Source organism: Paenibacillus sp. GCM10012306, assembly GCF_042649265.1.
GTDB lineage: Bacteria > Bacillota > Bacilli > Paenibacillales > Paenibacillaceae > Paenibacillus_AQ.
Genome location: NZ_JBHRYW010000013.1, coordinates 169,662 through 189,254, shown reverse-complemented (window position 1 = coordinate 189,254; position 19,593 = coordinate 169,662). Strand labels below are relative to the sequence as shown.

Here is a 19,593-nt window from a genome sequence, read left to right as displayed (position 1 = left end):
GGCAAAGCCGTTTCTGCTTGCTGGAATAATAGAAGAACGGAACAGACACAATGCACAGAAAGGAGGAGAGCTATGGAAATATACTTTTTAGGAACCAATGCCGGGGTGCCAACCTTGCAAAGAAACGTGACATCGATTGCCTTGCGTCTGCTGGAAGAGCGGCGCAGCTTCTGGATGTTTGATTGCGGGGAGGGGACACAACATCAGGTACTTAGTTCCCCACTGCGATTAGGCAAGTTGGAGAAGATCTTCATCACTCACTTGCATGGTGACCATTTGTTTGGCCTGCCCGGGCTAATCTCCAGTCGTGGCTATCAAGGAGGCACTGCTCCACTGACTGTATATGGACCTCCGGGGTTGAAAGATTTTCTTGAGATCTCGTTGTCCGTGAGCCAGTCCCGCATCCCTTATAAGCTGGAAATTGTAGAGCATACCGGGGGTGTTGTGTTTGAGGACGAAAGCTTCCGTGTGGAGGCGGGCCTGCTTGAACACCGGATTGACAGTTACGGATACCGTGTTACGGAGAAGGATAGCCCTGGCAGCCTCAATACAGAGCTTCTGCTGAGCTATGGCCTGAAACCGGGACCACTGTACGGCAAGCTGAAGAAAGGGGAAGTTGTAACAACACCGGATGGTCTCGTTATCCAGCCAGCTGATGTTGTTAACGAGCCGAAGCGTGGTCGTATTGTAACAGTGCTTGGAGATACAAGGCCCTGCAAGGAAGCCCTTCGACTTTCACTGGATGCCGACCTGATGATCCATGAAGCTACCTTTGCTCATGATCTGGCCGACATGGCTCATCAGTATCACCACAGTACGGCAAGACAGGCTGCGGAGACTGCCCGCGAAGCCGGAGCGCGTTCTCTGCTACTGACCCACTTCAGTTCCCGATACATTTCATTTGATGAGCTAGCTCCGCTTCAGGAAGAGGCGCAGGCCGTCTTCCCGGAGACATTACTAGCCGAAGAGTTTGGTACATTTCCTGTGTATCGTAGAGCGCCCGGAAAATAATTATTTTCCGGGAAAGCGCAGGAACTGACAGCCTTGTCCAAAAAATGCCGGAACTCAAACCAGGTTCGATTCTCATCGACAAAGTGTGTTTGAATATAAAGACTTAATGGTGAAAGTTGTATTGGAGTTATCTGGAAGCCTTATAACATAAGGGAATATTTAATTCATAAGATGATTAATTCACATTATTAAATATAGTTTTTGCATTTAGCAAAGGAGAAGTTATGAATAAAACCTCAGGATTGCTAATCGATCTCGATGGTACGTTGTATCATGGACATACGATGATTGCGGGCGCAGATACCTTAATTGCTGGTTTAAGAAAAGCAGAGATCCCTTTCTTGTTCGTAACCAATAATTCATCACGTACAGCGGAGGACGTAGCGGCACATCTGCGTGGCATGGGCATTGAAGCCAAGGCGGATGAGGTGTGCACGTCCTCACTGGCGGCTGCCCGTTATATTGCCGAGGAATCGCCGGGGGCATCCGTGGCGATACTTGGAGAAAAGGGGTTGCACCAGGCTTGTGAAGAGGCGGGTCTGAATATTGTGACAGAATCGCCCCAGTATGTCGTGCAGGGAATCGATCGTTCCTTTACATATGACAAGCTGGCACAGGCCCAGCGCTGGATTTTGGGTGGTGCCACATCTGTACTGACGAATCCGGATCTGATGCTGCCAGGTGACGGCGGAATCATGCCGGGTGCAGGAACGATTGGTGCCGCTATTGAAGCAGCCACCGGGATTGCTCCAGTAGTTATTGGCAAACCTCATTCCCATCTGATAGCATATGCAACAGATCGGCTGGGAATTGAGCCTGGAAATGCTATCATGGTTGGAGACAACATGCGGACGGATATTGCGGCAGGTGCCCGTGCAGGTTGTCAAACCATATTGGTCTATACAGGTCTCACCAATGCGGAGAACCTGGAACATTATAAAGAGATCACGGGAATCACCCCGGACGTCATTTGTGCCGATTTAGCTGAACTTCAAACATTTCTCGGTGTATAATGGTATAGGCGCGGGCCATTCCACCAACCTAGAAGGGAAGATTGAGATATGCCGGAACTGCCGGAAATGGAGAACTATAGACAAAGGCTTGGACAACATATTATCAACGTGCCGATTACAGGCGTAACTGTGAATAGAGAAAAATCCATTAATCTGGAGACTGAGGCATTCACTCAGGCTCTGGTTGGCGCACGTGTAGTATTTGTGGAGAGACGGGCCAAGCATATTCTGTTCCACTTGCATGACGGACGCAGACTGCTGCTGCACTTAATGCTGGGCGGGTTATTGTTCTACGGCACGGAGGAAGAAAGACCGGACCGCAACACTCAAGTGGAGATTGCCTTTGGCGATCATATCCTCTATTTCATGGGTCTGCGGCTTGGCTACCTGCATCTGCTGTCGGTTAAAGAAGCGGAAGCCGCCATGGGCAAGCTTGGACCAGAACCGCTGGATCGGCGGATGACCCTGGAGCGTTTTACAGGGATGCTCAAAGGTCGGCGTGGCGCACTGAAGAGCCTGCTGGTGAACCAGCAGTTCATCGCCGGTATTGGCAACTGCTATGCCGATGAGATCGCTTTTGAAGCCAGATTGTTGCCGTCTGCACTCGTGCAGAACCTGACCCCGGATTCCATCGCAAGATTGTATGAGGCCATCCGTAAGGTTTTGATTGACGCGACAGAGATCGGCGGCTATATGGAAATGCCATTTATGAATGGCGATACCGTCACAGGATCGTATAACGACCGGTGCATGGTGTATGACCGTGAAGGCGAGCCTTGCCTGCGCGGAGGGGGAACAGTTGTCAAAATCGAGCTGTCCGGACGCAAAGTGTTCTATTGCCCGGACTGCCAGCATGAACAATAGCCCTAAAATTGGGGCACATGTCAGCATTCGTGGTGGATACGGCCGAGCGGCCCGTTTCGCCTGGGAGAGCGGTGCGACAAGCTTTCAGTATTTTCCGAAAAATCCGCGCAGTCTGAAGCTCAAGCCGGTCGATGGCCGGGATGCCGAGGACTGCGCATCCTTTTGTCGAAAGAACGGAATCGTCTCTATCGCGCATACGCCTTATCCGACCAATATGGCGGCAGGGAAGGATGCTGCAACACCTGCAGCCGTGATGGTGGCTTCACTGCGAAATGATCTGGAGATTGCCGAAGCTTGCGGCTCACTGGGGATTGTCGTGCATTTTGGACAATTTGGCGGGATGGAGCCGTTACAAGGCTATCAAAATATTATACAATGTATGAATGAAACCTTGGCGTCTTGGGAAGGCCGAACCAAGCTCTTAATCGAGAATCAAGCCGGCAATCACGGCCGGGAGGGCATGACGCTGGAAGAAATGGTGAAGGTACGTGAACTGAGCCGATATCCAGAGAAAATTGGCTTCTGCTTCGATACTTGCCATGCTTATGCAGCTGGAATCTGGAACCCGGAAGATACAGAGGCACTGCTCCGCCGCGGAGAAGACCTCGGCTATTGGCCCCATCTCGTTGCCGTACATCTTAATGATTCAAGGTACCCCTTGGCTTCGCGCCGGGACCGGCATGCTGCCATTGGGCAAGGGCATATCGGAGCGGAAGGTCTGGCAGGACTATTGACGTCAGAGCCGCTGCAGGGTGCAGCGCTTGTAATGGAGACGGCGAAGGGACCGGACGGGAGTCATTCCCATGAGATTTCCCTGGTAAAGGCCTGGTTTGGAACGGAGGATTGACCTTGATTAACGTATATATGGATGATTACCGCAAGCGGCCGGAGGGTTTCGCACTGGCCCGTACGACTGAAGAATGCCTGATGCTGCTGCGGGATTGCGATGTTGATATTTTGTCGCTGGATTATGATATGGGCCCTGACGACCACAATGGTGATGAAGTGGCCAAGCGGATTGTGCTGGAGGGTCTGTTCCCCCGGTCTATCTTTCTGCACACTTCCAGTCCTTGGGGGCGCAAGGAAATGTTCGAAATCTTGTACCCGGCCAAGCCTGAGGGAACGGCTCTGCATAACGGCCCGCTTAGTGTGGAGCAACTTCAGAAGATCGCCGCTAGTAAGGGTGCTTCATGATGATGCAGGAGATGAAGGAGCCGGAATTGCTGAAAGCGCTGGAGGTTCCCGGTGATCCTCTGATAGTCTTTCTGCATACACCACTGTGCGGAACCTGCAAAGTTGCCCGTCGTATGCTGGAGGTCGCAGGACATTTGGTGCGGGATGATCTTGTGATTCACGAGGCAAATGTGAACATGCTGCCAGAATTGGTGAGGAGTTATCGTATATCCAGTGTGCCCGCCCTTCTAGTGGCACAAGCTGACCGCCTGACACCACCAGAAGTTCATTATTCGATGGGTTCAGTAGAGCGGGTGCTGGAATACATAAGGAGGGGGATTACGCCATGATGTCATTACAACATCTTACGCTCCGTAGAGAAGAAAGTCTGATCCTGGACGATGTATCGCTGGAAATCAAAGAAGGTGAGAATTGGGCAATTCTTGGTCGCAATGGTTCCGGAAAAACCACGATTCTTGAGATGCTGACCGGTTATATGTTTCCGAGTAGTGGGACAATTGATGTTCTTGGCAACCGCTATGGACAATGCGATCTGCGCGAAGTAAGGAAGGAAATCGGTTATATTGGACCTTCCTTGATGGAGAAGCTGTCGCTCAGCGATCCGGTGTGGGAAGTCGTGGCAACCGGGGCGTTTGCGTTTTTGCGTTTCTATCAAAGTATCCCGGAGGACGTAAAAGAACGGGCTCTTGCGCTGCTAAAGGATATGAATATCGGGTCACTTGCCTTCCATTCCCTTGGGACACTGTCGCAGGGAGAACGTAAAAAGGTCATGCTGGCTCGTTGTCTGATGGCTAATCCCAAGCTGCTTGTCATGGATGAACCTTGTGCAGGACTCGATCTGTACGAACGGGAGAAAATGCTGGATGAAGTGGACAAGCTGAGACAGCGCAATGTTACAGTGGTCTATGTGACGCATCATATTGAGGAGATCGTGCCAATGTTCAGTCATGTGGCGTTGATCAAGGACGGGAAGCTGGCCGGCTCCGGCCGCAAGGAAGAAGTATTGACGGACGAGATGATTAGGGCGACCTATGATATCCCTGTCCATGTGGAATGGGAAAACGGTCGTCCCTGGATAAAAATTAGACCTGGAGGCAAATCCATTTGAACAACTTGATAGAAGATAGAGCGGAGCAGGTAACTGCTTCGGAAGAAGTGATTTCACGTTATATTTGTACGGCCAATCATGGTTTTGCACCCTATGCGCAGGAAGAATTGCGCCGTTTGTTTGGGGCTGTGAAAAGCACGCTGTTGCTGCCAGGTGAAATCTTCCTGGCCACCCTTCAAGCAAGTCCTGAGGATGTGGCCCGATCGCTGGCACAGCAGCCGCCAATTTTTCTGCGGCATATTCAGCCTGTACAATTTCAGGACGAGGGTGTTATGGAAGCATTGCAGCGTCTGGCTACCTATTTGAGTCGCCGCAGTGAGCTAGAAGGCGTGAAGGTGGCGCTGCATGTCCGCAAGAGTGCGGATTCCTTCTGGGAGGAGAGTCCAGGTGAGTTGCGGGAATGGCTTCAGGGAGAACTGCACAGCCTTGAAGCTGAGTTCACTGTTCAGGAGCCGGAGTGGGTCATTTCCGTTTACGCAACCAAGGATGCTCTGTACGCTGGGGTTTCACGCCCGGAGGACAACCTCTCCAGTTGGAACGGTGGAGCGATCCGTTTCCGCAAGGAAGACGGGCAGATCTCCCGCGCCAAATTCAAGCTGATGGAAGCGGAGAAAGAGTTCGGTATTTCTTTTGCTAACTTCCGAAATGCCGTTGACATCGGCGCTTCGCCGGGCGGCTGGACTTCATTCCTGCTGGAGCGCGGTGTGAAAGTCACAGCTGTTGATCCGGCCTTGATGCACGTTTCCCTGCGTAACGCTCCTGGTCTTAAAGTGCTGCGCAAGAACGCCGGAGATGTAAAATTCAAAGATCATGAATTTGATCTCTTCGTCTGCGATATGAGCTGGAGCCCCAAGCTGATGGCTAAGCTCGTGACAGGGCAGTTGCACAGTCTGGCTCCGGGCGGAACAGCCATCGTGACGGTGAAGCTGATGCACAAGAAGCCACTGGCGCTAATCAAGGAGCTTATCGCCATGTTCGAGAGCGAGCGCATGCAGATCCAGCGGGCGAAGCAGCTGTTCCATAACCGTGACGAGATAACACTTTATATGATTAAATATTAATTAGATTATTATATATTTTTGGGAAAGCATCCCGTTGACGACCGGCGTACCGCCGGTATTGAGTCATTGGTGGTGCTTTCTTTTTTTATATTTTTATTCTGGCTCAATATCATCAACCGGGTTTGTCAAAAGAATTTGCTCAAAACGACTGACTTTATGAGAACACCCATTTCGTAGATTAAAGCTCATTTAATAGAAGTGAACGGACTGTATAGCCGTTATTTCCGGATGAAGCTGTTCTGGAGCATCTAGCGGACTCAGATGACGTTATTTCCTATTGAATAGCAAGTTTTACTCAGGATTTCTCCCCATAGCGTCTCTGAGGTCCGTTAGCTTCTTGAATTAGCTTGTGGAATAGGCATAGCGTCTCTGAGGTCCGTTAGCTTCTTGAATTAGTTTGTTGAATAGGCCATAGCGTCTCTGAGGTTCGTTAGCTTCTTGAATTAGCTTGCTGGATAAGGCATAGGCCTTTGGAGTCCGCTCCTTGTGTAAGTAAGCACTGATTTTGAGTTAGGTCCTTTATTCTTTCACTGAATTTATAATGAGCGATCTTAAAGGGAGAGATGTGTATATGCGATATCCATCAAAGCTAGCAGTAGGACAACTGCTTGGAGAACGTTATCGGGTCGTAGACCTGATTGGGTCTGGGGGAATGAGCCAAGTGTATCTGGCCGAAGATCTGCGGCTGCCGGGCAAATGGTGGGCGGTGAAGGAAAGTGTAAGTCCAGACGTCATGCATGCTGCTGGTGATATTGAAGCCGAGGCGGAATTGCTGATTTCCTTGAATCATCCCAGACTGCCGAGAGTCACTGATTTCTATCCACCCGACAAAGAAGGGTATTCCTATCTGGTGATGGATTATATCGAAGGGGTAACATTGAGTCGTTATCTAGAACTACATCCCGGGCCAGTACCTTGGAATCTCCTGATCCAGTATGCACTGCAGCTGCTGGAAGTGTTAAAGTATCTACACAATCAGCCCACTCCGATCATCTATCGGGATCTGAAACCATCTAATATCATGCTTACTGGACAGCACAATCTGGTGCTGATCGATTTTGGCATTGCCCGAAGCTATGGACGCGCAGGGGATGGGGATACGAGCAAGCTGGGAACTGTGGGTTTTGCTGCTCCTGAGCAATATGCCGGGCAGAGTCAGCCGGTCTCCGACCTCTACGGACTTGGGGCACTGCTGCTCTACTTGGCAACGGGGGGCGAATACTGTAGTTGGGAGCCGGGTATGGAGTCCAGGCTGCAGGGAGACGTTCCTCCAGAATTCATTCCGGTTCTGCGCCGCCTGCTCAGGCAACTTCCTGAAGAGAGGTACCCCAGCGCCGCTTTAGTTCTGGAAGCACTGGCTTCACTAGATCTCGGCAAGCGTATCCGAGTTGAGGAGATACCCGAACGGCCCACCACATGTGAATCGGAAGCCGTTGTTGTATCGCTGGCTGGTACAGCGAATGGGCTTGGGACGACGCACACCTCATTGGCTGTAGCTGCTCGTCTGTCCAGGCACGGTCTCACAGCTTGGGTTGACGGCTCCTCGGACGGAGCAGTGTTCCGTAATCTTTTTGCGATGGTACAGGGGCAGGAACTTGTTCCAGCCGATATGTGCGCTGCTCTATCCTTTGCCTGGAGCAATGTTCATTACTGGAGTAGTCCGGGTAAAGGGAATAGCAGGCTCCCACATGGCGAGTATTCCTTCATTGTACTGGATCTCGGAACTCTCAGCGAAGAGGGAGATATGGAAGCATTCAATCACTGTGATGTGCCGCTGCTGATTGCTTCAGGGGCAGACTGGCGGCTCGGGGAGCTGCTGCATTGGCTGCGCCGGCGTCGTCTTGAGCCGAAGAAAGGCTGGAAAGTAGGTCTGCCGCTGGCTGGAGATAGCGCTGCTGTTCTGTTGCAGAAGGCGCTGGGCACAGCTGAGGTGTTCGCTTTGCCTTTGCAGCACGATCCTTTCCGGTCTAAGGGAAGACTTGGAAATGTGCTGGAGGTGATGCTGAAGGAGGCAATTGCTATGCGACGGCCGCAGCGGCGCAGTGCTCTTTTTCGCGGCAAAATGCAGTGATCTCTCTGTTTAGAACTGATTGGTTGCTCTTATTCGTTATATAAGACGAATAAAAGAAAGTGACTTAAAACGAGAAGGAACGGAGGGGAAGATTTGGAACTGTAGGAGCGGAGCGATCGCCTTTGTGCCCAGATTTCAACCGCTAGTAGCTGTATAATCAAAGAAATCTGGGGACAACAGCGACCGGAAGTCCAAACATTCACCGTAGTGACGATCTAGTCATAAATAAGGACCTTAAGTTCGTATTCGTTAATTTTCCTTGTCAGAGTGACGCATACTTATGCTACAATGAATCATTGTGTGTTACGTATTCTCGCTTTATTTTAAAATATAGATAGGAGCTTGCAGAGAAGTTATGGGTTTACTGACAGTAGAAGAAGTTGCTCACAATTTTGGTGAACGCCAGTTGTTCAGGGATGTATCGTTCCGGTTGTTAGCCGGCGAACATGTTGGATTGGTCGGAGCAAATGGTGTGGGCAAATCGACATTGATGAATATCTTGACAGGAAAGCTGCTGAAAGACAGCGGCAAGGTGGAGTGGACGCCGCGTGTCCGTTATGGTTACCTGGATCAGCATACCAAACTGACGCCAGGCAAGACGATACGTGATGTGCTGAAAGATGCTTTCCTCCCGCTATTAGAGCTGGAGCAGGAAATGATGGCCATTACTGACAAGATGGGTGATGCCACGCCTGAAGAGCTTGAAGTGCTGCTGGAGAAGATGGGTGAGATTCAAGAGGAGCTGGAGATCGGCGACTTTTATCTGATTGATGTAAAGGTAGAGGAAATGGGGAATGGTCTCGGATTGTCCGCGATTGGTCTGGATCGAGACGTAGCTTCCCTGAGCGGGGGTCAGCGGACTAAGGTGCTTTTGGCCAAGCTCCTGCTTGAGAAGCCTACCGTACTGCTGCTTGATGAGCCTACCAACTATCTCGATGTAGAGCATATCGACTGGCTGACCAACTACTTGAAGCAATATCCGTACGCCTTTATTCTGATCTCCCATGATACGGAATTCATGAACAAGGTCGTGAACGTGGTCTATCACCTGGAATTCACGAAGCTGACCCGTTATACCGGGAACTATGAGCGTTTCCTTGAGATGGCTGAACTGAACAAGAACCAGCATATTGAAGCTTATGCGAAGCAGCAGGAGTACATCAAAAAGCAGGAGGATTTCATCCAGCGCAACAAAGCGCGGGCTTCAACTTCCGGCCGGGCCAAGAGCCGCGAGAAGCAATTGGATCGGATGGAAAGGATCGACCGGCCAGAAGAAGCAGCTAAGCCAACCTTCGTCTTCAAAGAATCTCGGGCCAGTGGCAAAACGGTCTTCGAAGGTATTGATTTTGAGATCGGCTATGATCGCCCGCTTCTGCCGAAGCTGAATATGACCATTGAACGCGGCGAGAAGATTGCCATTGTCGGCTGCAACGGTGTCGGTAAATCAACATTGCTGAAGACGATTCTCGGCGTAATTCCGGCATACAGTGGCAAAACGTATCTCGGCGATTATCTTACACCAGCCTACTTCCAGCAAGAGGCCAAGGCGGCGAATATTACGCCGATTGAGGATGTGTGGAGCGAATTCTCCAGCCTGAGTCAGAACGAGGTGCGTGGACACCTGGCTCGCTGTGGCTTGAAGAATGAGCATATCACCCGTCCGCTCAGCATGTTGAGTGGGGGAGAACAGGCCAAGGTGCGTCTGTGCAAGCTGATGATGCGCGAGAGCAACTGGATTCTGTTTGATGAGCCGACCAATCACCTTGATGTGGTTGCCAAAGCAGAGCTCAAACGTGCATTACGGGAATACAAAGGGACTGTACTGCTCGTTTCCCACGAACCGGATTTCTATGAAGACTGGGTTACGAAGACTTGGGATGTCGAGCAGTGGTCGACACAATCTGTATAAAATAATGGGAGGCTAATAACATGAATAACGGAATTCTTCGGCACATGGTTTACTTTAGCTTGAAATATCCTGTGGATGCACCTGAGACAGAAGCTTTTCTGAAGGATGGGGAGAGAATCTTGACCTCCATTACAGGAGTGAAAGAATTCGAGGTTCTGCGCCAAGTCAGCCCGAAATGCGATTTCCATTTTGGTTTCAGCATGGAGTTTGATGGCCAAGAAGCTTTTGAGACTTACATGAATCACCCGACCCACCAGGAGTTCGTACAGCAACGCTGGGAGACGGAAGTTGTGAAGTTTCAAGAGATCGACGTTGTAAAAGGAAACTAAGCGTATATTACAGAGGGGGCATTTCATCGAGGATGGAATGCTCTTTTTGTATATGGGGAACGCTACGATTATCTGTGCCGGAATACCCGGAAGCCAAGAAGTCGTGACGCGGAGGACGCAGCGGTGAACGAGATAATCGTGTGGTTTAAAGAAGTTCGGGAAGACAGTGGACAAGAACCGAACGGCGGAACTTATATTCAGGAAAAAGCAGATCATGACGCTGTCCTACAGGCCTTATCGGAAGCCGGTTTAAAAATAACAATGAGCGAGGATCTCGAAGATCTTCGCTCATTGTTAATCGAAGGCGAGCCCTTGCTGCTCCTGGCCGAGCTGGAGCGGGCGAATGAATGGGATGGCTGGCAGCTCATTGCCGAGCTACGTGACCAAGGGATGGAGCTGCCCGTATTCGTCATATCCGGCGCAGGTGCTGGAGAAGGCGCGGTAGCAGCCTTCAAGGCCGGGGCAAATGATTATCTGTCCCGGCCTATCCATACAGGGGAACTGACCTGCCGGATCATAAATTTATTAATTCTCAGCGGGCGGCGCCGCCGAAAGAATCATCTTTTAAAAATTGACGGTCTGGTTCTGGATCCTAGCTGCCGGCATGTGAACCGAGATGGCCAACAGCTGAAGTTAACAGGCAAGGAATTCGACCTGCTCTATTACCTGGCAGCACATGCAGGGCAAATATGCCCCAGAACCGAAATCTTGCAGCAGGTCTGGGGCTATAATTTTGAAGCGGACACCAATGTCGTAGATGTGTATATCCGGCATATCCGCCTGAAGGTGGACAAGGGCTATCGGAACAAACTCATTCATACGGTAAGGGGATCCGGCTATGTAATGAGGGCGTCTCCCGGAGACGCCACATGCTGAACCCAATCCTCTATCATAGTCAAAACTCTAATCTTTAGAGCTGTTACAGTACGCGGCGGGCGAATAGATAAGTTCTTTTCCAGTTACCGGAATTCAGATCTGAGACTGTGACGCCTGGCGAACCGTACGTGTGCAGAATCTTGCCATTACCTGCATATACAGCTACGTGAGTTACATTCTTGCCGGTAGCTCTACCGCCGCTGGAGAAGAAGATAAGGTCTCCGACACGAAGATTAGCTTTGGAAACGGATTTACCAACTTTGGATTGGGCTTGAGAAGTACGGGGTAGATCTACACCATATTTACCGAAAATATACTTGGTGAACGACGAGCAGTCAAAAGTACGAGTGCTTGAAGTAGATGCTCCGAATTCATAACGAACGCCCATATATTTTTTACCGAGATTTATAATACTTTGTCCTTTGGACGCTGTAGCTGCGGCGGCGCGTGGTGTGCCGATTTCAGTTGCAGCCAGTGTGGACAGGCCAATAGTAGTGCACATCCCGATGACAATTGATTTTTTGAACCATTGTTGTTTATTCATGTTGTATATCCCTCCAAGGTGTATTTCTTTATTTCGTTTTTTTCTTTTGTTTCTTTCGCTGATTCGTAGTATAGCAGGTAATCTACCACCTATTTATTGGAATAGATGAGTCAAATCAAGGCAGGGTAAGGGATGTAAGCGTTTTATTAAAAAACGATTAAAAGTTACAAAAAATTAATATTTACAGCGAATGATAGAATGAAAAGGCCGAAAACCCCTTGAACAGCAAGGGGTTTTCGGCCTAATCGATATGCATTTAAAAGTTACAGCCATGTCTCTAAATCTCGTATGTAAATCAATCCTTACTCTGAATAATCAGCAGCAGACCGCTCTCGATGGTTACGGTCCCGGATGCTGAGAGCAGTTTGTTACTTACACCAAGTGACTGTCCAAGCTTCAATGTGGCGTTGCTCAGCGGATATTGAAAGCCCTCGAGCGTAATTCCTGTCACTTCAGGCGTTAGAGGCAGCAGGGATACATAGGTGTAGCCGCGATCCTCAACAAGGGCCTGTGACCCTGTTAGGCTAATATAATTATGGCTGTCCATAATGGAACAGCTCACCTGACGCTGCATCGCCAGTGTCATCATTTGAATGCTGGCCAGCATGTGATCAACCCGCGATCCGGTCACGCCCATCATGAGGATCGATGAGGGAGATCTGTTCAGCGCCAGGTCCAGGGCTAGCTCACTGTCAGTCAGGTCTTTGTCTACCGCATCGCAAGTAATAATCTCCCGGCTTCCGTTCTTAATCTCTTGCAGCGCTTCTGGGGATACAGAATCGAAATCTCCTACTGCAAGATCCGGCGTTATCCCATGGTTAATGAGGAACAAGGCACCCCGATCGGCACCGATAATAAAATCCTCTTCATCTAATACATTCAAATGTTCCGGAGATAGCTCTCCACCGGCCCAAATCACGATTCTTCCGGATGGCATCACTAATCCTCCCCTTCCTTACAATTCTAAAGTTCTGATCCAGAACCAAGTCTCAAGTATAATGCAGTTTGAAAAGTTGTACAATTGCCCCAGACAGCGCTAAAATAAGAATAGCGTGTCCAGCGTGATGCTGGTAACTGCTTGGTTTTGTAGAAAAAGAATTGGAGGTGAGAGAAATCGTTAACGTACTGTTTGTTTGTCTCGGCAATATTTGTCGATCGCCAATGGCTGAAGCTGTGCTACGCCATAAGATCAACGAACGCGGCTTGTCCGGTTCAATTATTGTAGACTCTGCAGGTACAGGGGACTGGCACATCGGCAACCCTCCACATGAGGGGACACGGCGTATCCTCGACCAGCATGGAATCAGCTATGAAGGCATGAAGGCTCGCCGGGTGTCCAGCGATGATTTTGAGAACTATCAATATATCATTTGTATGGATAATTCTAATGGAACCAATGTGCGGAAGCTCCAGGGTGGAGAAGAGGCGGAGCTGTTGTTCTTTATGGATTTGCTGCCAGAGGATGAACTGCGCGAAGTACCGGACCCTTACTTTACCGGAAACTTTGAACAGGTTTATGATCTGATGGATGCTGGTTGCGATGTACTGCTCGACACCATCGTGAGAGAAAAGCTCTAATCCATGCTTTAAGATTCGGAACAACCGTCCTTGTGAAGGGCGGGGGGCCGTTTCTGCCCCTCACGCCCTGAAAGCGTCATCACACATGGATTGTACATACTGTTCTCAAGATGTTCATTTTTTCTTGTCTCAAGCCTGTTTTAGCTGTTTAAAAAATAGAGTAGTGATTCGGGCAGTTCCTTCTGCCAGAATCCCCAGAGGTGAACGCCGTCTTTCTCACGATAGGATACTGTGGCTCCGCGTTCTTCAAGCAGCGCCCTCGTCTTGCGGTTCATATCAACAAAGTCATAGACGCCTGTATCCGTCTTGTATTCCGTTTCTTGCAGTCCAACCACCATATTAATAGTAAGCCAGGAGAGATCCACTTCATCTTCAATCATTTCACGGGTCTCGGGATAAAAAGCGCCGGAAAGACTGAGGATACGGTTAAATATGGATGGATAAGCTAAGGCAAGGTGGAGGGAGACGCTACCTCCCAAAGAGTCACCAGCTAGAATGCGCTCAGCAGGCGTACGCCGTACCGGATAATTATGTTCAATGAAGGGAATAATTTCTTCGGCAAAGCAAGACAGGTATTGTTCAAAACGATTGCCGAATGGTGCGTATTCCTGGGTTCTAACTTTCACATCAACTTCAACGCCTACAATAATGAAGGGTTCGACATCTTCTTCGAGAATAAGTTGGCCCGCCAGTGTGGCGATTCGGCCGAAGTTGAAGAACTCCTCACCATCCTGGCAGTACACGACGGGATAACTGAGAATTTCATTGTAGCCGGGCGGAAGGTAGATTCGCAGCTTACGTTCCTCCTGCAGCGATTCGCTCCACAGGGTTTGTTTCACTATTGTACGTTTCAGAAAAACAGGCTCACTCATAGCTGTTCTTGTCACCTTTCTTGTCGAATTTTGCATTCCCGACGGCAATACGATAATATTACCAAGGGGTAAATGTGTCATACATCATTTACTTGCCAAAATGTATGGCGTCTGTTATATAATAAAATTAGACCTGTTATACATACAAAATTTATGGAAACATAAATTTTATGCGTATTTCTTTGACGAAACGGATAAAACAGGTGTATAATAATTCTATAACAGAGGCAACTGATATTCAAATTTTTTTGTTGAGGTGAAGATGATAATGAGTAAAGTTCCTTATGAAGTGTATACAGAGGACGTCGAGGCTCTTTCGGTACTTTCCCCGGATGGAGAAGTTATCAATAAAGATAAACTGCCTGCTCTTACTGATGATCAATTGAAGGAAATTATGTACCGTATGGTATTTACCCGTACTTGGGATGACCGTGCGGTGAACCTGGGCCGTCAAGGCCGCCTTGGTTTCTACGCACCGGTATCCGGTCAAGAAGCTACAATGATCGGTAGTGAGTTCGCGCTGCAGAAGGAAGATTTCATCTGCCCGGGCTACCGTGATATTCCACAGCTTGTATGGCATGGCCTCCCGCTGTACCAAGCGTTCCTGTATTCCCGTGGACACCAACATGGTGGACAAATTCCTGACGGTGTAAACGTACTGATGCCACAAATCATCATCGGTGCACAAATTCTGCACGCTACAGGGATTGCAATGGGCTTCAAATTGAAGAACCAAAAGAATGTTGCTATCACTTACACTGGTGACGGCGGTTCTTCCGAAGGTGACTTCTATGAAGGTCTTAACTTTGCTGGACGCTTTAAATTGCCTGTTATTTTCTTTGTTCAAAACAACGGTTACGCCATCACCACGCCATTCTCGAAACAAACAGCTTCCAAGTCTATCGCTCACAAAGCGGTTGCAGCTGGTATTCCGGGAATCAAGGTTGACGGTATGGACATTTTCGCAGTAATCAGCGCAGTTCAAGAAGCTGCTGAGCGTGCTCGTAACGGAGAAGGCGCTACTCTGATTGAAGCTGTAACTTACCGTTTCCGTCCACACTCCCTTTCTGACGATGCGAGCAAATACCGCTCTAAAGAAGAAGAAGGACAATGGAGCGAGAAGGACCCAATTGCCCGTCTTGCTAAGTATTTGGAGAAAAAAGGCCTTTGGACCGAAGAAGATACAGCACGCGTGAAAGAAGAAGCAAAAGCTACTGTTAACGAGCAAATCAAAAAAGCAGAGCAAACCGAAAAAATGACCGTTTCCGGCTTGATTGACAGCATGTTCGAGGCAACTCCGAAACATCTGGAAGAGCAAAAAGCCGATTTTGAATAAGGGGGATAACAGGCATGGCACAAATGAACTTGAAAGAAGCGATCCGTGACGGAATCCGCGTTGAACTGAATCGTGACCCTAACGTTCTCGTTTTTGGGGAAGATGTTGGTAATGTAGGCGGGGTATTCCGCACAACTGAAGGTCTGCAAAAAGAGTTTGGCGAAGATCGCGTATTCGATACGCCGCTGGCCGAGTCCGCTATCGGTGGTCTGGCTGTAGGTCTTGGTATCCAAGGCTTCCGTCCAATCGCAGAAATTCAATTTATCGGCTTTATTTATGAAGCTCTGGATCAAATCGTAATCCAAGCTGCACGTATGCGCTACCGTTCCGGCGGCAAATACAACTCTCCAATCGTATTCCGTACACCATTTGGTGGCGGTGTTAAAGCGGCTGAGCTGCACACTGACTCCCTGGAAGGTTTGATTGCTCAAAGCCCGGGTATTAAAGTAGTAGTTCCTTCTAACCCTTACGATGCTAAAGGTCTGATGATCGCTTCGATCCGCGACAACGACCCGGTATTCTTCATGGAACACCTTAACTTGTACCATGCTTTCCGCGCTGAAGTGCCTGAAGGTGAGTACACAGTTGAACTTGGCAAAGCTAACGTAGTTCGCGAAGGTTCCGATGTTACCATTATCGCTTACGGTCTGATGGTTCACACAGCTACTAAGGCTGCTGAACAGCTCGAGAAAGAAGGCATTTCTGCCGAAATTATCGACCTGCGTACCGTTAGCCCAATCGACATTGACACCATCATGGAGTCTGTGAAGAAAACAAACCGTGCAATTGTGGTACAAGAAGCTCAAAAGAGCTCCGGCGTAGCTGCAGAAGTTATTGCACAAATCAATGAAAAAGGTATCCTGCACTTGGAAGCTCCAGTGCTTCGTGTAGCTGGACCGGATACAATTTATCCGTTCGCTCAAATCGAAGATACTTGGTTGCCTAACCCTGCTCGTGTTATTGCAGGCGTGAAGAAAGTTCTGGAATTTTAAATAAATCACATCCCATAGTCTATTACCATTAAGGAGGTACTTGAACGTGGCTAAATACAACTACCCGTTCCCTGAGCTTGGCGAAGGCCTGCATGAAGGTGAAATTATTAAAGTGCATATCAAAGTCGGCGATAAAGTAACCGATGAAGATATTATTTTGGAAGTACAAAACGACAAGGCTGTAGTAGAAGTTCCTTGTCCAGTTAACGGTACCGTTCTTGAAGTATTTGCTAAAGATGGCGACATATTCCACGTAGGCCAAACTGTAGCTGTAATCGATGCAGAAGGCGATATTCCAGATGACGGAAATGCAGAAGCAGAAGCTGACGCAGCTCAAGGCAGTGCAAACACCACTTCTTCTCCTGCGGCAAGCAGCCCTGCTGATGCTAAAGAAGGCGGAGCAGCACCAGCAGCTGTACCAGCTCCTGACCGTGACGTTCTGGCTACACCAAGCGTGCGTAAATTCGCTCGTGAACAGGGTGTAGACATCTCCAAAGTCAATGGCACTGGTAAGAGCGGCAAAATCACTCGTGAGGATGTTGAAGCCTTCCAAAACGGTGGTTCTGTAGCAGCACCGGCAGCAGCATCTGCTGAAGCGCCTAAGGCTGAAGAGAAAGCTGCTCCAGCAGCAGCAGCTTCTGCAGGCAACGTGAGCCTGGAAGAAGAGCGCGTACCATTCAAAGGTATCCGTAAAGCGATCTCGAACGCTATGGTTAAATCGGCTTACACTGCACCTCACGTTACGATCATGGACGAAGTGGACGTAACTGAACTGGTAGCATTCCGTGCCCGCATGAAACCAGTAGCAGAGAAAAAAGGCGTGAAGGTAACTTACCTTCCGTTCATCGTGAAGGCACTCGTTGCAGCTTCCCGTCAATTCCCTGCGCTTAACGCTTCGATTGACGAAGAGAACAACGAAATTGTCTACAAGAAATACTACAACGTTGGTATCGCAACAGATACTGATAACGGTCTGATCGTTCCAGTTATCAAAGATGCTGATCGTAAGAGCATCTGGATGATTGCTAGCGCCATTAGTGACCTTGCACTGCGTGGTCGTGAAGGCAAGCTGACTCCGAACGAAATGAAAGGCAGCTCCATCTCGATCTCCAACATTGGTTCCGCTGGCGGTATGTTCTTTACTCCAATCATCAACTTCCCTGAAGTTGCGATCCTGGGTACAGGCCGTATCACTGAGAAACCAGTTGTTAAGAACGGTGAAATCGTAGCTGCTCCTGTAATGGCATTGTCCCTGAGCTTTGACCACCGTATCATCGATGGCGCAACAGCACAGAATTTCATGAACTACATTAAGACCTTGCTTGCAAATCCTGATATGCTAGTTATGGAGGTGTAATAATATGGTAGTGGGAGACGCTTCACTCGATATTGATACATTAGTCATTGGTGCAGGTCCCGGCGGATATGTAGCAGCCATTCGTGCAGCTCAGCTTGGTCAAAAAGTGCTTATCGTAGACAAATCGGAACTCGGCGGCGTGTGTTTGAACCGTGGTTGTATTCCGTCCAAAGCACTGATCGCAGCAGCTCACTCTTATGAATCTGCACAACACGCTGACGTTTACGGTGTAACAGCTGAGAACGTAAAAGTAGATTTTGCTAAAACACAAGAGTTCAAGAACAAAGTAGTTAAGCAAATGACTACTGGCGTAACTGGCCTCTTGAAAGGCAACAAAATCGAAATCTTCAACGGTGAATGCATGTTCATCAGCGAAACTGAAGCACGGGTATTCAACGATCACGAATCTCCGCGTTACCGTTTCAAGAACTGCATCATTGCTACAGGTTCCCGTCCAATCGAACTGAAACCATTCCCGTTCGGCGGTCGTATTCTGTCTTCCACTGAAGCGCTTGAGCTTCCGGAAATTCCGAAGAGCCTGATCGTTATCGGCGGTGGCTACATCGGTGCTGAGCTGGGTCAAATGTACTCCAAGTTCGGTACTAAAGTAACCATCATCGAAGGTATGGACACTGTACTGCCTGGCTTCGACAAAGACATGACTCGTCTGGTTGCCAAGAACATGGCGAAGACTGGTATCGAGATCGTGACTAACGCTAAGGCTGAAAGTGCAGAGCAAACGGACAAGGATGTAACCGTGAAGTACTCCGTGAACGGTGAGTCCAAAGAAGTTACTGCAGAGTACCTGCTGGTAACTGTTGGCCGTCGTCCAAACACAGATGGCGAGCTGGGTCTTGACCTGATCGGCGTTGAGCTTGACGAGCGCGGTCTGATCAAAGTTGACCACCAAGGCCGTACCAACATTCCGCACATCTTCGCGATCGGCGACATTGTTCCTGGTCTGGCTCTGGCTCACAAAGCTTCCTACGAAGGTAAAGTGGCTGCTGAAGCGATCGCAGGACACACATCCGTGGTTGACTACAAAGTCATTCCGGCTGTGGTCTTCACAGATCCTGAGTGCTCCAGCGTTGGCTTGACTGAGAAAGAAGCTAAGGATAAAGGCTACAAAGTGAAGAGCGGTAAGTTCCCGTTCGCGGGCAATGGCCGTGCAGTTTCCCTGAACGGTGCAGACGGCTTCATCAAGATTGTAGCTAACAGCGAGAACAACCTTGTACTCGGCGCGCAAATCGTCGGTATCGAAGCTTCCAACTTGATTGCTGAGCTGGGTCTGGCAATTGAAATGGGTGCTACGCTTGAAGATATCGCATTGACTATCCATGCTCACCCAACCCTTGGCGAAATCGTCATGGAAGCGGCTGAACTGGTTGAAGGTCATCCGATTCACATCTTGAAATAGTATTATAATCGGCCTGCATGTCAGGCTGTTGAAGAGAGCGAGGACGCAATATGCGTCCTCG

General features: G+C 49.2%; 20 protein-coding genes. 17 read left to right on the top strand and 3 right to left on the bottom strand.

Going from position 1 to position 19,593, the window contains the following annotated elements; genetic code table 11:
* Positions 1-72 precede the first annotated feature (72 nt).
* From rnz to ACFORK_RS24180, 12 genes are all read left to right on the top strand, one after another.
* Complete coding sequence (gene rnz / locus ACFORK_RS24235) at positions 73-1,011, top strand: ribonuclease Z (protein WP_379203907.1); 939 nt, start codon at positions 73-75, stop codon at positions 1,009-1,011.
* A gap of 224 nt (positions 1,012-1,235) precedes the next feature.
* On the top strand, positions 1,236-2,024 hold the full coding sequence (locus ACFORK_RS24230; RefSeq protein WP_379203905.1) for a TIGR01457 family HAD-type hydrolase: 789 nt from the start codon (positions 1,236-1,238) through the stop codon (positions 2,022-2,024).
* A 48-nt stretch (positions 2,025-2,072) separates the two neighbouring features.
* Complete coding sequence (locus ACFORK_RS24225; protein ID WP_379203903.1) at positions 2,073-2,888, top strand: Fpg/Nei family DNA glycosylase; 816 nt, start codon at positions 2,073-2,075, stop codon at positions 2,886-2,888.
* Positions 2,878-3,735 (top strand): deoxyribonuclease IV, encoded by an 858-nt coding sequence (locus tag ACFORK_RS24220; RefSeq protein WP_379203983.1) that lies wholly within the window; start codon positions 2,878-2,880, stop codon positions 3,733-3,735. Before ACFORK_RS24225 ends, ACFORK_RS24220 begins: the two co-directional genes overlap by 11 nt.
* A 2-nt stretch (positions 3,736-3,737) precedes the next feature.
* Positions 3,738-4,082 (top strand): cyclic-phosphate processing receiver domain-containing protein, encoded by a 345-nt coding sequence (locus tag ACFORK_RS24215; RefSeq protein ID WP_379203901.1) that lies wholly within the window; start codon positions 3,738-3,740, stop codon positions 4,080-4,082.
* Positions 4,082-4,411 carry a thioredoxin family protein gene (locus ACFORK_RS24210; protein WP_379203899.1) on the top strand — a complete coding sequence of 110 codons (330 nt, stop codon included), beginning with the start codon at positions 4,082-4,084 and terminating at the stop codon, positions 4,409-4,411. Before ACFORK_RS24215 ends, ACFORK_RS24210 begins: the two co-directional genes overlap by 1 nt.
* Entirely contained in the window at positions 4,408-5,190 is a 783-nt protein-coding gene (locus ACFORK_RS24205; RefSeq protein WP_379203897.1) for an ABC transporter ATP-binding protein, read from the top strand. Before ACFORK_RS24210 ends, ACFORK_RS24205 begins: the two co-directional genes overlap by 4 nt.
* Before the next feature lie 5 nt (positions 5,191-5,195).
* Positions 5,196-6,251 carry an SAM-dependent methyltransferase gene (locus tag ACFORK_RS24200; RefSeq protein WP_379203981.1) on the top strand — a complete coding sequence of 352 codons (1,056 nt, stop codon included), beginning with the start codon at positions 5,196-5,198 and terminating at the stop codon, positions 6,249-6,251.
* A 571-nt stretch (positions 6,252-6,822) separates the two neighbouring features.
* Positions 6,823-8,322 carry a serine/threonine protein kinase gene (locus ACFORK_RS24195; protein WP_379203895.1) on the top strand — a complete coding sequence of 500 codons (1,500 nt, stop codon included), beginning with the start codon at positions 6,823-6,825 and terminating at the stop codon, positions 8,320-8,322.
* Positions 8,323-8,677: 355 nt separating this feature from the next.
* Positions 8,678-10,231, top strand: a complete 1,554-nt coding sequence (locus ACFORK_RS24190) for an ABC-F family ATP-binding cassette domain-containing protein (RefSeq protein ID WP_379203893.1) — start codon at positions 8,678-8,680, stop codon at positions 10,229-10,231.
* 20 nt (positions 10,232-10,251) lie between these two features.
* Complete coding sequence (locus ACFORK_RS24185) at positions 10,252-10,560, top strand: Dabb family protein (RefSeq protein ID WP_379203891.1); 309 nt, start codon at positions 10,252-10,254, stop codon at positions 10,558-10,560.
* A gap of 123 nt (positions 10,561-10,683) precedes the next feature.
* Positions 10,684-11,436: a winged helix-turn-helix domain-containing protein gene (locus tag ACFORK_RS24180; protein WP_379203889.1), complete on the top strand. Its 753-nt coding sequence runs from the start codon at positions 10,684-10,686 to the stop codon at positions 11,434-11,436.
* 43 nt (positions 11,437-11,479) lie between these two features.
* Here the strand turns inward: ACFORK_RS24180 and ACFORK_RS24175 are convergent, their stop codons facing one another.
* The gene (locus ACFORK_RS24175; RefSeq protein ID WP_379203887.1) at positions 11,480-11,980 is read right to left on the bottom strand and encodes a C40 family peptidase; all 501 of its coding nucleotides are present in this window, start codon (positions 11,978-11,980) and stop codon (positions 11,480-11,482) included.
* Between the two features lie 295 nt (positions 11,981-12,275).
* Positions 12,276-12,917, bottom strand: coding sequence for a thiamine diphosphokinase (locus ACFORK_RS24170; protein ID WP_379203885.1), 642 nt, complete (start codon positions 12,915-12,917; stop codon positions 12,276-12,278).
* Positions 12,918-13,093: 176 nt separating this feature from the next.
* Here ACFORK_RS24170 and ACFORK_RS24165 point away from each other — a divergent pair, with 176 nt between their 5' ends.
* A complete protein-coding gene (locus ACFORK_RS24165) occupies positions 13,094-13,558 on the top strand; it encodes a low molecular weight protein-tyrosine-phosphatase (protein WP_379203979.1) in 465 nt (154 codons plus the stop codon).
* 140 nt (positions 13,559-13,698) lie between these two features.
* Here the strand turns inward: ACFORK_RS24165 and ACFORK_RS24160 are convergent, their stop codons facing one another.
* Positions 13,699-14,430, bottom strand: coding sequence for an alpha/beta hydrolase (locus tag ACFORK_RS24160; RefSeq protein WP_379203883.1), 732 nt, complete (start codon positions 14,428-14,430; stop codon positions 13,699-13,701).
* A gap of 268 nt (positions 14,431-14,698) precedes the next feature.
* On the opposite strand from ACFORK_RS24160, the gene pdhA reads away from it, so the two are divergent.
* The 4 genes from pdhA to lpdA are packed head-to-tail and all read left to right on the top strand — an operon-like array spanning position 14,699 to position 19,532.
* Positions 14,699-15,766 carry a pyruvate dehydrogenase (acetyl-transferring) E1 component subunit alpha gene (gene pdhA / locus ACFORK_RS24155; protein WP_175373251.1) on the top strand — a complete coding sequence of 356 codons (1,068 nt, stop codon included), beginning with the start codon at positions 14,699-14,701 and terminating at the stop codon, positions 15,764-15,766.
* A 14-nt stretch (positions 15,767-15,780) separates the two neighbouring features.
* On the top strand, positions 15,781-16,758 hold the full coding sequence (locus ACFORK_RS24150) for an alpha-ketoacid dehydrogenase subunit beta (protein ID WP_379203881.1): 978 nt from the start codon (positions 15,781-15,783) through the stop codon (positions 16,756-16,758).
* Between the two features lie 46 nt (positions 16,759-16,804).
* A complete protein-coding gene (locus tag ACFORK_RS24145; protein ID WP_379203879.1) occupies positions 16,805-18,115 on the top strand; it encodes a dihydrolipoamide acetyltransferase family protein in 1,311 nt (436 codons plus the stop codon).
* 4 nt (positions 18,116-18,119) lie between these two features.
* Positions 18,120-19,532, top strand: coding sequence for a dihydrolipoyl dehydrogenase (gene lpdA / locus ACFORK_RS24140; protein WP_379203877.1), 1,413 nt, complete (start codon positions 18,120-18,122; stop codon positions 19,530-19,532).
* Positions 19,533-19,593 lie beyond the last annotated feature (61 nt).

Bases quoted from the DNA above. Each gene is read 5' to 3' on its own strand.
- ACFORK_RS24205 (WP_379203897.1), top strand. From the start codon at position 4,408: ATGATGTCATTACAACATCTTACGCTCCGTAGAGAAGAAAGTCTGATC.
- ACFORK_RS24185 (WP_379203891.1), top strand. From the start codon at position 10,252: ATGAATAACGGAATTCTTCGGCACATGGTTTACTTTAGCTTGAAATAT.
- ACFORK_RS24225 (WP_379203903.1), top strand. From the start codon at position 2,073: ATGCCGGAACTGCCGGAAATGGAGAACTATAGACAAAGGCTTGGACAA.
- ACFORK_RS24220 (WP_379203983.1), top strand. From the start codon at position 2,878: ATGAACAATAGCCCTAAAATTGGGGCACATGTCAGCATTCGTGGTGGA.
- ACFORK_RS24160 (WP_379203883.1), bottom strand. From the start codon at position 14,430: ATGAGTGAGCCTGTTTTTCTGAAACGTACAATAGTGAAACAAACCCTG.
- ACFORK_RS24210 (WP_379203899.1), top strand. From the start codon at position 4,082: ATGATGCAGGAGATGAAGGAGCCGGAATTGCTGAAAGCGCTGGAGGTT.
- ACFORK_RS24175 (WP_379203887.1), bottom strand. From the start codon at position 11,980: ATGAATAAACAACAATGGTTCAAAAAATCAATTGTCATCGGGATGTGC.
- ACFORK_RS24150 (WP_379203881.1), top strand. From the start codon at position 15,781: ATGGCACAAATGAACTTGAAAGAAGCGATCCGTGACGGAATCCGCGTT.
- ACFORK_RS24195 (WP_379203895.1), top strand. From the start codon at position 6,823: ATGCGATATCCATCAAAGCTAGCAGTAGGACAACTGCTTGGAGAACGT.
- rnz (WP_379203907.1), top strand. From the start codon at position 73: ATGGAAATATACTTTTTAGGAACCAATGCCGGGGTGCCAACCTTGCAA.
- ACFORK_RS24190 (WP_379203893.1), top strand. From the start codon at position 8,678: ATGGGTTTACTGACAGTAGAAGAAGTTGCTCACAATTTTGGTGAACGC.
- ACFORK_RS24230 (WP_379203905.1), top strand. From the start codon at position 1,236: ATGAATAAAACCTCAGGATTGCTAATCGATCTCGATGGTACGTTGTAT.
- ACFORK_RS24170 (WP_379203885.1), bottom strand. From the start codon at position 12,917: ATGCCATCCGGAAGAATCGTGATTTGGGCCGGTGGAGAGCTATCTCCG.
- pdhA (WP_175373251.1), top strand. From the start codon at position 14,699: ATGAGTAAAGTTCCTTATGAAGTGTATACAGAGGACGTCGAGGCTCTT.
- lpdA (WP_379203877.1), top strand. From the start codon at position 18,120: ATGGTAGTGGGAGACGCTTCACTCGATATTGATACATTAGTCATTGGT.